At 72.3% G+C, this 12838-nt stretch carries 10 protein-coding genes; 8 read left to right on the top strand and 2 right to left on the bottom strand.

All coding sequences use genetic code 11. From position 1 onward, the window contains the following. The first annotated feature begins 10 nt into the window (after positions 1-10). The 3 genes from ligD (at position 11) to CRP50_RS00665 (ending at position 4469) form a co-directional block, all read left to right on the top strand. Positions 11-2674, top strand: coding sequence for a DNA ligase D (gene ligD / locus CRP50_RS00675; protein ID WP_097277056.1), 2664 nt, complete (start codon positions 11-13; stop codon positions 2672-2674). A gap of 74 nt (positions 2675-2748) precedes the next feature. Further along, on the top strand, positions 2749-3528 hold the full coding sequence (gene cysQ / locus CRP50_RS00670; protein ID WP_097277055.1) for a 3'(2'),5'-bisphosphate nucleotidase CysQ: 780 nt from the start codon (positions 2749-2751) through the stop codon (positions 3526-3528). Beyond that, positions 3525-4469, top strand: a complete 945-nt coding sequence (locus tag CRP50_RS00665; protein WP_097277054.1) for an L-threonylcarbamoyladenylate synthase — start codon at positions 3525-3527, stop codon at positions 4467-4469. Before cysQ ends, CRP50_RS00665 begins: the two co-directional genes overlap by 4 nt. A gap of 184 nt (positions 4470-4653) precedes the next feature. Here CRP50_RS00665 and CRP50_RS00660 read toward each other — a convergent pair whose 3' ends face one another. Both CRP50_RS00660 and paaN read right to left on the bottom strand, forming a co-directional pair. Then, positions 4654-5637, bottom strand: coding sequence for an MBL fold metallo-hydrolase (locus CRP50_RS00660; RefSeq protein ID WP_097277053.1), 984 nt, complete (start codon positions 5635-5637; stop codon positions 4654-4656). Positions 5638-5890: 253 nt separating this feature from the next. Beyond that, positions 5891-7573 (bottom strand): phenylacetic acid degradation protein PaaN, encoded by a 1683-nt coding sequence (gene paaN / locus CRP50_RS00655; RefSeq protein ID WP_097277052.1) that lies wholly within the window; start codon positions 7571-7573, stop codon positions 5891-5893. Between the two features lie 435 nt (positions 7574-8008). Here paaN and CRP50_RS00650 point away from each other — a divergent pair, with 435 nt between their 5' ends. From CRP50_RS00650 to pcaF, 5 genes are read left to right on the top strand one after another with little or no spacing between them, the layout of a single operon-like run. Then, on the top strand, positions 8009-8821 hold the full coding sequence (locus CRP50_RS00650; RefSeq protein ID WP_097277051.1) for an enoyl-CoA hydratase-related protein: 813 nt from the start codon (positions 8009-8011) through the stop codon (positions 8819-8821). 15 nt (positions 8822-8836) lie between these two features. Next, positions 8837-9628 (top strand): 2-(1,2-epoxy-1,2-dihydrophenyl)acetyl-CoA isomerase PaaG, encoded by a 792-nt coding sequence (gene paaG, locus CRP50_RS00645; protein WP_097277050.1) that lies wholly within the window; start codon positions 8837-8839, stop codon positions 9626-9628. 1 nt (position 9629) lies between these two features. Continuing rightward, entirely contained in the window at positions 9630-11144 is a 1515-nt protein-coding gene (gene paaH / locus CRP50_RS00640; RefSeq protein ID WP_097277049.1) for a 3-hydroxyacyl-CoA dehydrogenase PaaH, read from the top strand. Next, on the top strand, positions 11137-11607 hold the full coding sequence (gene paaI / locus CRP50_RS00635) for a hydroxyphenylacetyl-CoA thioesterase PaaI (protein WP_097277048.1): 471 nt from the start codon (positions 11137-11139) through the stop codon (positions 11605-11607). The genes paaH and paaI overlap by 8 nt, the downstream gene beginning before the upstream one ends. Further along, complete coding sequence (gene pcaF, locus CRP50_RS00630; protein ID WP_097277047.1) at positions 11600-12808, top strand: 3-oxoadipyl-CoA thiolase; 1209 nt, start codon at positions 11600-11602, stop codon at positions 12806-12808. The genes paaI and pcaF overlap by 8 nt, the downstream gene beginning before the upstream one ends. Positions 12809-12838: the final 30 nt, after the last annotated feature.

The raw sequence follows: 12838 nt of genomic DNA, 5'->3' as shown, positions 1-12838 counted from the left end.
GGGCGGGGCCATGCCGCGCAACGGCTCCTCCGACGACGAGACCAAGCCCGCGGTGCGCGCCGCCGACGCGCTCGCGGCCTACGTCGCCAAGCGCGACTTCTCCAAGACCCGCGAGCCGCCGGCCGGCAAGGCGAAACGGCGGAAGAAGGGCGATCCGCCGATCTTCGTGGTGCAGAAGCACGCCGCCACCCGCCTGCACTGGGATTTCCGGCTGGAGATGAACGGCGTGCTGGCGTCGTGGGCGGTCACCAAGGGGCCGTCGCTGGACCCAGCCGACAAACGCCTCGCCGTCCACACCGAAGACCACCCCTTGGACTATGCCGGGTTCGAGGGCACCATCCCCAAGGGCCAGTACGGCGGCGGCACCGTCATGCTGTGGGACGGCGGCACCTGGGAGCTGCTGGAGGGCGACGACCCGGTGGCGCAGGTGGAGAAGGGCAAGCTCGACGTCCTGCTGCACGGCCAGCGCATGAACGGCCGCTGGGCGCTGGTGCGCATGGGCGGCCGGCGCGCCGCCGACAAGGGCAAGGACAACTGGCTGCTCCTCAAGAAGAAGGACGACCACGCCCGCCCCGGCGACGGGGACTGGCTGGTGACGCAGCACATGACCAGCGCCGTCACCGACCGCCCCATGGACGTCATCGCCGCCGAGGAAGGGGAGGCGCCGCCGCCGCCGCCGAAGCCCAAGACGGCCCGCCGCAAGGCCGCCGCGTCCGACGCCCCGCCGCCCTTCGTCGCCCCGCAGTTGGCCACCCGCGAGGCCCGCGCGCCCGCCGGCGGTGCCTGGCTGCACGAGATCAAGTTCGACGGCTACCGCATGATCGGTCGCCTGCACGGCGGCAAGGCGAGCCTGCTCACCCGCACCGGCAAGGACTGGACGACCCGCTTCAAGGCCCTGGCCGAGGCGCTCGCGGCGCTGCCGGCCGACGGCCTGATGGTGGACGGCGAGATCGTCGTGCTCGACGACGCCGGCGCCAGCGACTTCGGCCTGCTGCAGGAGGCCATCGGCGAGGCGCGCACCGACGCCATCGTGTTCCAGCTGTTCGACTGCGTGTTCCTCGACGGCGAGGACTTGCGCGACCGCCCCCTGGTGGAGCGCAAGGAGCGGCTGCGCAGCCTGCTGGAAGACGCCGACCTGCCCGAGGACGCGCTGCTCCGCTACTCCGACCACATCGACGGCGCCGGCCCGCGGGTGTGGGAGAAGGCCTGCTCCATGAGCCTGGAGGGCGTGGTGTCCAAGCGCCGCGACGCGCCCTATCGGTCCGGTCGCGGCCGGGACTGGGTGAAATCGAAGTGCATCGAGCGGCAGGAGTTCGTGGTCGGCGGCTTCACCGCGCCGACCACGGGCGGCCCCGGCCTCGGCGCCCTGGCGGTGGGCTACTACGATGCCCACGGCGCGCTCACCTACGCCGGCAAGGTGGGCACCGGCTATACCGAAGCGGTGGCGAAGAAACTCCGCGCCCGGCTGGACAAGGCACAGCGCAAGACCAGCCCCTTCGTCACCGGTGGCGCTGCCAGCGAACGCGGCATCCGCTGGGTGACGCCGGAGCTGGTGGCCGAGATCGAATACGCCGCCTGGACGCGCGAGGGCATCCTGCGCCACGCCGCCTTCAAGGGCCTGCGCGAGGACAAGGACCCGCGCGAGGTGGTGCTGGAATCCCCCGCCGAGACACCGCCCGACGTCGGCTTCGCGGAAACGACGGAGACGCCGCCGGTGGACGATCCCGCCGATCCGCCGCCGCCTCCCAAGGCGAAGATGGCGAAAGCCAAGACCAATCCGCCGGAATACCGCGGCGTGCGCATCACCAGCCCGGAGCGCGTCGTCTACCCGAGCCAGGGGCTGACCAAGGGGCAACTGGCCGAGTACATGGACCTGGTGGCCGACCGCATGCTGCCCTTCGTGGCGAACCGCCCGCTCGGCCTGGTGCGCTGCCCGGAAGGGCGCGGCGACAGCTGCTTCTTCCAGCGCCACCCGGGCATGGGGCTCGCCAAGTCGGTGGCCTCCGTGCCGGTGGAGGAGAAGGGCAAGCGCAAGGCACACGTCATGGTCACCGACGCCGCCGGGCTCATCGGGCTGGCGCAGTCGGGCGTCATGGAGATCCACCCCTGGGGGGCGCGGGCCGACGACCTGGCGCACCCCGACGTCATGATCCTCGACCTCGATCCCGACCCGGCGGTGCCCTTCGACCGGGTGAAGGAGGCGGCGCGCGAGGTGAAGCAGCGCCTCGCCGACCTCGGCCTCGACAGTCTGGTGAAGACCACCGGCGGCAAGGGCCTGCACGTGGTGGTGCCGCTGCTGCAGCGGCGCAACGACTGGGCGGAGGTGAAGGGCTTCTCGCAGAAGCTGGCGCGGCAGATGGCGGCCGATGATCCGGATACGTACGTCGCCGTCATGACCAAGGCCAAGCGCACCGGGCGCATCTACGTCGATTACCTGCGCAACGGCCACGGCTCCACCGCCATCGCGCCCTATTCGACCCGCTCGCGCGAGGGCGCACCGGTGGCCGCGCCCATCGCATGGGACGAACTGGCGCGCCTGCCCTCGGGCGCGCGCTGGACGGTGGAGACGCTACCGGCCCGCCTGAAGCGCCTGAAGGCCCATCCGTGGGCCGGCTACTGGGACCTCAAGCAGTCCCTGACCAGGAAGGCGCTGAAGGCGGTGGGGCTCGGCTGAGACGGCGATGGTGACTCGCGCGCGGTCATGCGCTAAACCGGCCGGACCCGTTTCCCGTCCCGCCGGAGGATGCCATGCCGCTGCCCGATCTCGCCGCCCTCGCCGAGGCCCTGCGCCCCGTCATGCGGGAGGCGGGGGCTGCGACCCTCGCGGTCTACCGCAGCGACTTCGAGGTCTTCCGCAAGGACGATGCGAGCCCCGTCACCGCCGCCGACGAAGCGGCCGAAGCCATCATCCTCGCCGCCCTGGCGACGCTGACGCCGGACATTCCGGTGGTGGCCGAAGAGCAGGCGGCGGCGGGCAACATCCCGGACGTCGACAGCGCGCCCTTCTGGCTGGTCGACCCGCTGGACGGCACCAAGGAATTCATCAACCGCCGCGACGAGTTCACCGTCAACATCGGCCTCATCGCCGAGGGCCGGCCGGTGCTCGGGCTGGTGTACTGCCCGGTGCTGGACCAGCTCTACGTCGGCCACGGCCCCGGCACGGCGACCCGCGAGACGGCCGACGGTCGCCAGGACATCCGCGTGCGCCGGCCCGACGCCGACGGCCTCGTGGTGCTGTCGAGCCGCAGCCACGCCAATTCCGACGCGCTCGCCGCCTTCCTCGACGGCAAGCCGGTGAAGAAGGTCATCGACGCCGGCTCGTCGCTGAAGTTCTGCCGTCTGGCCGAGGGCGAGGCCGACATCTACCCCCGCTTCGGGCCGACCTGCGAGTGGGACACCGCCGCCGCCCACGCGGTGCTCGACGCCGCCGGCGGCAGCGTCACCCTGACCGACGGCGGGGCGTTCCTCTACGGCAAGGCGCCGACCTTCCTCAACCCGCACTTCATTGCCCGCGGAGCCGCCGCATGAGCCGCATCGAGGCCGCCTCCGACGCCGTGCTGACCGAGGCCGGAGCGCATCTGCGCGCCGGCCGGCTGGTCGCCTTTCCGACGGAGACGGTCTACGGCCTCGGCGCCGACGCCACCAACGACGACGCGGTGGCGTCCATCTTCGAGGCCAAGGGGCGGCCGCGTTTCAACCCGCTCATCGTGCATGTGTCCGATCTGGCGGCGGCGGTGGCGCTGGTGAAGTTCGACGACCGCGCCCGCAAGCTCGCCTCCACTTTCTGGCCCGGGCCGCTGACCCTGGTGCTGCCGCGGCGCGAGGATTGCGGCCTGTCGCTGCTGGTGTCGGCCGGGCTCGACAGCGTGGCGGTGCGCGTGCCGGCCCATCCGGTGGCGCAAGGGCTGCTGCGGGCGGTGGCGCGGCCGGTGGCGGCGCCCTCGGCCAACCGCTCGGGCGCCATCAGCCCGACCGAGGCGGAACACGTGGCCGAAAGCCTGGGCGAGCGGGTGTCCCTCGTCGTCGACGGCGGCGCCTGCACGGTGGGGCTGGAAAGCACGGTCGTCGACCTGACCGGCCCGCAGCCCGCCATCCTGCGCCCCGGCGCCGTCACCCGCGAGGAGGTGGCGGCGGTGCTCGGCTGCGCGGTGATCGAGGGCGGCGGCGACCCGGCGGCGCCCAAGAGCCCCGGCCAGCTCCTCAGCCACTACGCCCCCGACCGCCCGGTGCGGCTGGGCGCCACCGACAAGCAGCCCGGCGAGGCGCTGCTGGGCTTCGGCGGCACGGCGGGGGCGGACCTCGACCTGTCGCCGGACGGCTCCCTGCGCGAGGCGGCGGCCCACCTCTTCGCCTACCTCCGCCGCCTGGACCGCGCGCCCTTCACCGGCATCGCCGTGGCACCGGTCCCCGACGACGGCCTCGGCCGCGCCATCAACGACCGCCTGCAACGGGCCGCGGCGCCGCGGTAGCGGGTGCCTGGCGACGCCTCACCGCCGGTGACGGCGTGGATGGCCGGGTCGAGCCCGGCCATGACAATTTCTGACGATGTTTCAGCCTCTTATGTCATGCCCGGCCTCCGAGCGCCTCCGAGCCGGGCATCCTCGGCTCCCCTGACGGCAGCCATGGAGGACGGCGCCTCGCAGCCGCCGCCCCTTACAGCGCGTGTTCCCACTTGACCGGCACGAAGGTGTAGGCCGCGCCGCCCTCGCCGCCGCGGGCGACGTGGCCGAGGCCGGGGAAGTCCAGGTGCATGCCGGCGACCAGCGTGCGGCCGTCGGCCACCTCGGCCAGGATGGCTTCGCGGGTGGTGCGGGCGCGGTCGGCGTCGACGTCGAAGGCGATGCTCCACTCCGGGCGGGCGAACTGCAGCACCGGGGCATGGACCACATCCCCCCACACCAGCAGCGTTTCGCCCTCCGACGTCAGGCGGTAGCCGGTGTGGCCCGGCGTGTGGCCGGGCAGCGCGACGGCGGTGAGGCCGGGCACCACCTCCGCCCCGTCGGCGACCTTGCGCACCTTGGGGTAGAGCGCCGCCGCCTGGCGGATGCCGTCGAACCAGGCCTTCACGTCGTCGGGCACGGCGGCGCGGGCGGCATCGTCGTGCCAGTAGGCCCATTCGGCCTCGTGCACCACCAGTTCGGCATTGGGGAACAGCGGCTTGCCCTCGGCCGTGGCGACGCCGCCGATGTGGTCGGGGTGCATGTGGGTCAGCACCACCAGATCCACCTTGGCCGGATCGAGTCCCGCCGCCGCCATGTGCTTGGGCAGCATGCCGGCGGTCGGGCCGAACACGCCGCCGGCGCCGGCGTCGATGAGGATCAGCCGCTCGCCGGTGTTGACGGCATAGGTGTTGAGCGAGGTGCGCAGCGGCCCGCCGGGCAGGAAGGCGCCCTCCTGGAAGGCCTTCACCGCCGCCGGGTCGGCGCCGGGGAACAGCTCGGTCGAGAGGTCGAACCAGCCGTCGGACAGGGCCGTGACCTCCATCCCCCCGACCGTGGTGCGGTAGACGGCGGGCACCTGGGTGCCGGCGGGCGGCTGGGCGGCACGCAGGCCGCGCGGCAGCACCAGCGGTGCCAGGGCGCAAGCGGCGGCGGAGGCGAGGAAGGCACGACGGGACAGGCGGGCGACACCGGGCATGGATGCTCTCCGAAGAGTTGCGGTCCTTCCCTATGCCACGCGCCGGTACCACCGGCAACAGCCGTTGCGGCAGGGCCGGTGCCGGCCACCGGCCGGTTCTGTTTGTTTCAGCCCTCGCCGGGCGGGCGCTGCCGCGCCCTTGGCCGCTCGCTCAATGCTCGCTTGCGGCGGACAGCGCCGACCGGGGATCCTGGCTGTTTGATTCAGCCCTCGCCGGGCGGACGGGGCCGCCCGCCCGGCGAGGCGATACCCCTTACGCCGGCTCGCGCACGCCGACGAAGCGGAAGCGGTTCGCCACGAAGGCGAGGTCCGTCAGGCTGGCGTTGGCGGCCGGGTTGCCGCCGGTGGCGTGGAAGTCGCTGAAGGCGGCCGTCTGGTTGACGAACACCCCGCCGGTCAGGTTGACCGACAACGCCACCTGGGCGTCCAGGCAGGCCTCCACGGCGTCCTCCACCACGTCCGGCTTCACCGAGTACAGGCCGGCGGTGATGGCGCCGTGCTCCATGGCGGTGCGGCGGGCGGTGGCGAGGCAGTCGGCCGTGTCGTCGCAGGCGATGACGAAGGCGACCGGGCCGAAGCACTCGCGGCAATAGGTGTCGGCCGCCTTCTTGTCCACCGCCAGCAGCAGCGGCGTGCGCACGCGAGCCCCCTTCAGGTACGGATGCTCGATGCTGCGGCTGTCGAGCAGGACCGTGCCGAAGCCCTTGGCCTCGTCGATGCGGGCCGCCGTCGCCGGGTTCTGCACGGCGCCCAGCACTTCCACGGCGCGGGCCGGATCGGACAGGAACTTGTCCACCCCGGCGGCGAGCGCCTGCGCCACCTCGTCGAAGGACTTGTGGCCGTCCTCCGTCTCGATGCCGCCCTTGGGCACGAAGATGTTCTGCGTGGTGGTGCACATCTGGCCGGTATAGAGCGACAGGGTGAACGCCATGTTGCGCACCATGCCCTTGAAGTCGTTCGTCGAGTCGATGACGACGAAGTTCACGCCGGCCTTCTCCGTATAGACCTGCGCCTGCCGGCAGTTCTGTTCCAGCCAGTCGCCGAAGGCGGTGGAGCCGGTGAAGTCGATGATCTTCACTTCCGGCCGGGTGCACAGTTCCTTGGTGATGGGCGCATCGACCGAATCGGCGGCGAGCGTCACCAGGTTGGGATCGAAGCCGGCCTCGGCCAGCACCTCACGCGCCACCGTCACGGTAATGGCGAGCGGCAGCACCGCGCCGGGGTGCGGCTTGACCACCACCGGGTTGCCGGTGACCAGGCTGGCGAACAGGCCGGGGTAGCCGTTCCACGTCGGGAAGGTGGCGCAGCCGACCACCACGGCGACGCCGCGCGGGCTGACGTGCCAACGCTTCTTCATGACCAGCGGCGGGTTCTTGCCCTGCGGCTTTTCCCACGTCACCTCGCCGGCAGGCACCTGGGTCTGCGCCATCCAGCCGTAGGTGACGGCCTCGAGGCCGCGGTCCTGGGCGTGCGGGCCGCCGGCCTGGAAGGCCATCATGAAGGCCTGCCCGGTGGTGTGCATGACGGCGAAGAGGATTTCCGGCGTCTTCTTGTTCAGACGCTCCAGGATCTCGACGCAGACCGCCGCCCGCTGGTCGGCGGAGGCGCGGCGCCAGCCCTTCATGGCTCCTTGCGCGGCCTTCAGTACGGCGTCGATGTCGGGCTTCGGGTAGGTGATGCCGAGGTCGACGCCGAACGGGCTCTGCTCCGATCCGACGGTGCCGGACGCGCCGGGGACCTCGATGTCGAAGGCCTTGCCGAGATGCGCCTTGAAGGCCGCCTCGCCGTCGTCCTTGGCGGTCTCGCCGTAGGCCTTCAGGTGCTCGGGGTAGGCCGACCAGTAGCCGCGCGCGCCGGCGGCGGCGGCGGCCTTTTCCAGGGTCGGCTTGTGCTTGTCGACCAGGCCCGCGACGGCGGCGCCGTTCATCATGTTCATGCAGGTCCTCCCAGGGTGGACGCGGCGCCGGTGGGCCGGCGCTCTGGTGTTCGGGCGGTGCGGCGGCGTGCCGCGGCCCGCGAATCGGTCTTTCGTGATACCAAAAATCATTCCAGCTGTCTAATTCTGTATCGGACGCATGGTGCGGCCGTCCAGCGTCCGGAAGGCGCAGGGCCGCTGCCCGGCTGCGCCCGCACCTATGCCCCGCCGCCGATTGGGGTTACCCCGCCCGCGGCGCCCGGCCCGGCCCCTCCTCCCTTCGCGCACCATGACGGTGGCGAAAAAAGGTTTACAAAATTCCGCGGCGATGCCACGATTTTGTATCATTATAAAAGCACGGGCCGTCTGGCCGTCATGGGTGTCGCGTCAGGCATCCGTCCGGGCGATACTGTGACCAAGGCCGGCAAACGGCCACCACGGGAGGAAGACGACGACATGCTCACGGCCCCACCGGCCGCGGAGCGTGCGGGCGACGCCTGGGACGACATCCGTGTCGACCAGCCGGCGCCGCACGTCCTGGCGATCACGCTTCACCGGCCGCAGGCGCGCAACGCCCTGCGCACCCAGACCCTGCGCGAGATCGCGGCCGTCCTGACCGAGGCCGCCGCCGACGACGACGTCCGCGTCGTGGTGCTGACCGGCGGCGACACTGTCTTCGCCGCCGGCGCCGACATCGGCGAGCTGGCGGCGCACGATGCCGTCTCCATCCTCACCGACGGCCGCCCGGCCCTGTGGCAGGCCATCCGCCAGTTCCCGAAGCCGCTCATCGGCGCCGTCAACGGCTTCTGCCTGGGCGGCGGCAACGAGCTCGCCATGCACTGCGACGTGCTCATCGCCGGCGAGACGGCGCAGTTCGGCCAGCCGGAGATCAACCTCGGCATCATTCCGGGGGCCGGCGGCACCCAGCGCCTGACCCACGCCCTCGGCAAGTCCGACGCCATGAAGCTGGTGCTGTCGGGCGCCTTCCTCGACGCCCGCGCGGCGCTCGCCCGCGGCCTCGTGAGCGAGGTCTGCCCGCCCGAACTGACGGTGGAGCGCGCCGTGGCGCTGGCGGTGCAGATCGCCGCCAAGCCGCCGCTCGCCGTGCGGCTCGCCAAAGAAGCGGTGCTGAAGGCCTTCGAGGTCGGGCTCGACCAGGGCCTCGCCTTCGAACGCCGCGCCTTCTGCCAGTTGTTCGCCACCGAAGACCGCCAGGAAGGCCTCGCTGCCTTCAAGGAAAAGCGCCGGCCCGCCTTCCGCGGCCGCTGACGACCGGGGACCCGCATGACCTACGAGACCATCCAGCTCGCCATCGCCGACGGTGTCGCCACCCTGACGCTGAACCGGCCCGACAAGCTGAACAGCTTCACCACCCAGATGCACGCCGAACTGGCCGACGCGCTGAAGGCCGTCCAGCGTGACGACGCCGTGCGCTGCCTGCTGCTCACCGGCGCCGGCCGCGGCTTCTGCGCCGGGCAGGACCTGTCGGACCGCGCCGTCGCCCCCGGCGGCGAGACGCCCGACCTGGGGGAAAGCCTGGAAAAGCGCTACAACCCGCTGCTCAAGACCCTGAAGGGCCTGGAGATGCCGGTGGTCTGCGCCGTCAACGGCGTGGCGGCCGGCGCCGGCGCCAACCTGGCGCTGGCCTGCGACATCGTCATCGCCGCCCGCTCCGCCAGCTTCATCCAGGCCTTCTGCAAGATCGGCCTGATCCCCGACAGCGGCGGCACCTGGAGCCTGCCGCGCGTGGTCGGCCAGGCGCGCGCCACCGCCCTCATGATGCTGGGCGACAAGGTGAGTGCCGAGCAGGCGGAGGCCTGGGGCATGATCTGGAAGTGCGTCGACGACGCCGCCCTGGCCGAGGAAGCCCACGCCCTCGCCGCCCGCCTCGCCGCCATGCCGACGCGCGGCCTCGCGCTCATCAAGCGGGCGCTGGCCGCCAGCAGCACCAACACGCTGGAGCAGCAGCTCGACCTCGAACGCGATCTGCAGCGCCTCGCCGGCCGCACCGCCGATTACCAGGAGGGCGTCGCCGCCTTCATGGAAAAGCGGCAGCCCACCTTCCAGGGGCGCTGACATGACCGCCACCTCCGCCCTGCCCACCTCCGCTCCGGTCGCCGTCGTCGGCGCCGGCACCATGGGCGCCGGCATCGCCCAGGTGGCGGCCGCCGCCGGCCATGCCGTGTTGCTGCACGACGCCGGCCCCGGCGCCGCCGCCAAGGGCCGCGACGGCATCGCCAAGGCGCTGGCGAAGCTGGTCGACAAGGGCCGCATGACCGCCGCCGACCGCGACGCCCTGCTCGGCCGCATCACCGTCGCCGACGGCCTCGCCGACCTCGCCCCCGCCCGGCTGGTCATCGAGGCCATCGTCGAGCGGCTGGAGGTCAAGCAGCAGGTGTTCCGCGAGCTGGAAGACCTGTGCGGGCCGGAGGTGATCCTGGCGACCAATACCTCGTCGCTGTCGGTCACCGCCATCGCGGCGGCGCTGGCGCGGCCGGAGCGGCTGGTCGGCATGCACTTTTTCAACCCGGCGCCGCTCATGGCGCTGGTGGAGGTGATCTCCGGCGTCGCCACCGATCCGGCCGTCGCCGACTGCATCCACGCCACCGCCGCCGCCTGGGGCAAGAGCCCGGTGCGGGCGCGCTCCACCCCCGGCTTCATCGTCAACCGGGTAGCGCGGCCGTTCTATGCCGAGGGCCTGCGCATCCTCCAGGAAGGCGCCACCGACCCCGCCACCATCGACGCCGTGCTGCGCGAGGGCGGCGGCTTCCGCATGGGGCCGTTCGAGCTGATGGACCTCATCGGCCACGACGTAAATTACGCCGTCACCAATTCCGTCTTCGCCGCCTACTACGGCGACACCCGCTTCCTGCCGGCGCTGGCGCAGAAGGATCTGGTGGACGCCGGCTGGCTCGGCCGCAAGACCGGGCGCGGCTTCTACGACTACCGCGAGGGCGCCGTGCTGCCCGCGCCGGCGACCGCCGAACCGGCCGCGGCGCCGGGCAGCGTCGTCGTGCAGGACGACAGCCCGCTGCTGCCACTGATCGAGGCCAAGGGGCTCGCCCACGAGCGCACCGACGGCCCCGGCGCCATCGAGGTCGACGGCGTGCTGCTGCTGCCCTCCGACGGGCGCACGGCGACGGAGGTCTCGGCGAGCCTCGGCGGCCGGGCGGTGGTGGTCCACGACCTCGCCGGCGACTGGCTGAAGGCCGGCCGCACCGCCGTCGCCTGCGCCGACCAGACGGGGCCGGCGGCGCTCGCCCCGGCCGTCGGGCTGTTGCAGGCGCTGGGGCTCGCGGTGTCGGTCGTCGACGACATCCCCGGCCTGATCGTCACCCGCACCGTCGCCATGCTGGCGAACGAGGCGGCCGACGCCGTGCTGCAGGGCGTGGCGGCACCGGCCGACATCGACGTCGCCATGACCAAGGGCGTCAACTATCCGCGCGGGCCGCTGGCCTGGGCCGAGCGTATCGGGCTCGGCCGGATCCATGCCGTGCTCGACCACCTGTTCACAACCTATGGCGAGGACCGTTACCGCCCGTCGGCGCTGCTGCGGCGCAAGGTCCTGGGAGGAGGCCGTTTCCATGCCTGAAGGCACCACCAGCAGCGCGGCCCCGCGCGACCCGCAGGCCCTGTCGGAAGCCGTGCGCGAGGCCATGTACGCCCGCGACCACGCGGCGCAGGCCCTCGGCATCGCGGTGCCGGAGGTCGGGCCGTCCTACGCCGTCTGCACCATGACCGTGCGCCAGGACATGGTGAACGGTCACGACATCCTGCACGGCGGCCTGTGCTTCACCCTGGCCGACACCGCCTTCGCCTATGCCTGCAACTCGCACGACGTGGTGACGGTGGCGGCCAACTGCTCGGTCACCTTCTGCGCGCCGGCCAAGCGCGGCGACGTGCTGCGGGCCGAAGCGCGGGAGACCTGGAAGGCCGGCCGCAGCGGCATCACCGACGTGGTCGTCACCAACCAGGACGGCACCGTCATCGCCCAGTTCCGCGGCAACTCGCGCAGCCTGAAGGGCAGCGTCACGGAGGTCATGACCCATGGCTGAAGCCTTCGTCTGCGATGCCGTCCGCACCCCCATCGGCCGCTTCGGCGGCGCGCTGTCTTCGGTACGCGCCGACGATCTGGCGACGGTGCCCCTGAAGGCGCTCATGGACCGCAACCCGGGCGTCGAGTGGGATGCGGTGGACGACGTCATCCTCGGCTGCGCCAACCAGGCCGGCGAGGACAACCGCAACGTCGCCCGCATGGCCGCCCTGCTGGCCGGCCTGCCCGACGTCGTGCCCGGCACCACCATCAACCGCCTGTGCGGCTCCGGCATGGACGCCGTCGGCACCGCCGCCCGCGCCATCAAGGCCGGCGACGGATCGCTGTGGATCGCCGGCGGCGTCGAGAGCATGTCGCGCGCCCCCTTCGTCATGCCCAAGGCGGAGACGGCCTTCTCGCGCACCGCCGAGATCTACGACACCACCATCGGCTGGCGCTTCGTCAACCCGCGCATGAAGGCCGAGTTCGGCATCGACTCCATGCCCGAGACGGCCGAGAACGTCGCCGCCGACTTCGGCATCAGCCGCGCCGACCAGGACGCCTTCGCCGTGCGCAGCCAGCAGCGTGCCGGCGCCGCCATGGCCTCGGGCCGCTTCGCCGAGGAAATCGTGCCGGTCACCATCCCCCGCCGCAAGGGCGAGCCGGTGGTGGTCGACACCGACGAGCACCCGCGCCCGGAAACGACCCTGGAGCAGCTGGCCAGGCTGCCGACGCCCTTCCGCAAGGAGGGCGGCTCGGTCACCGCCGGCAATGCCTCGGGCGTCAACGACGGCGCCTGCGCGCTCGTCGTCGCGTCGGAGGACGCCGCCCGCCGCCACGGCCTGACGCCGCGCGCCCGCGTCGTCGCCATGGCGACCGCCGGGGTGCCGCCGCGCATCATGGGCATGGGCCCGGCGCCGGCCAGCCGCAAGGTGCTGGCGCTGGCCGGCCTGACGCTGGACCAGATGGACGTCATCGAGCTGAACGAGGCTTTCGCGGCGCAGGGGCTGGCGGTGCTGCGCGACCTCGGCCTGCCCGACGACGCACCGCACGTGAACCCCAACGGCGGCGCCATCGCGCTCGGTCATCCGCTCGGCATGAGCGGCGCCCGCCTGGTCACCACGGCCACCTACGAACTCCACCGCCGCCAGGGCCGCTATGCGCTGTGCACCATGTGCATCGGCGTCGGCCAGGGCATCGCCATGATCCTCGAACGGGTTTGACCGCCACACAACAGAGTCCCCGGCGAGGCG

Origin of the sequence: Caenispirillum bisanense (assembly GCF_900230255.1) — a bacterium.
In the GTDB taxonomy this organism is placed as follows: domain Bacteria; phylum Pseudomonadota; class Alphaproteobacteria; order Rhodospirillales; family Rhodospirillaceae; genus Caenispirillum; species Caenispirillum bisanense_A.
The sequence above is the reverse complement of the archived record's forward strand: the minus strand, read 5'-3'. Positions and strand labels throughout refer to the sequence as shown.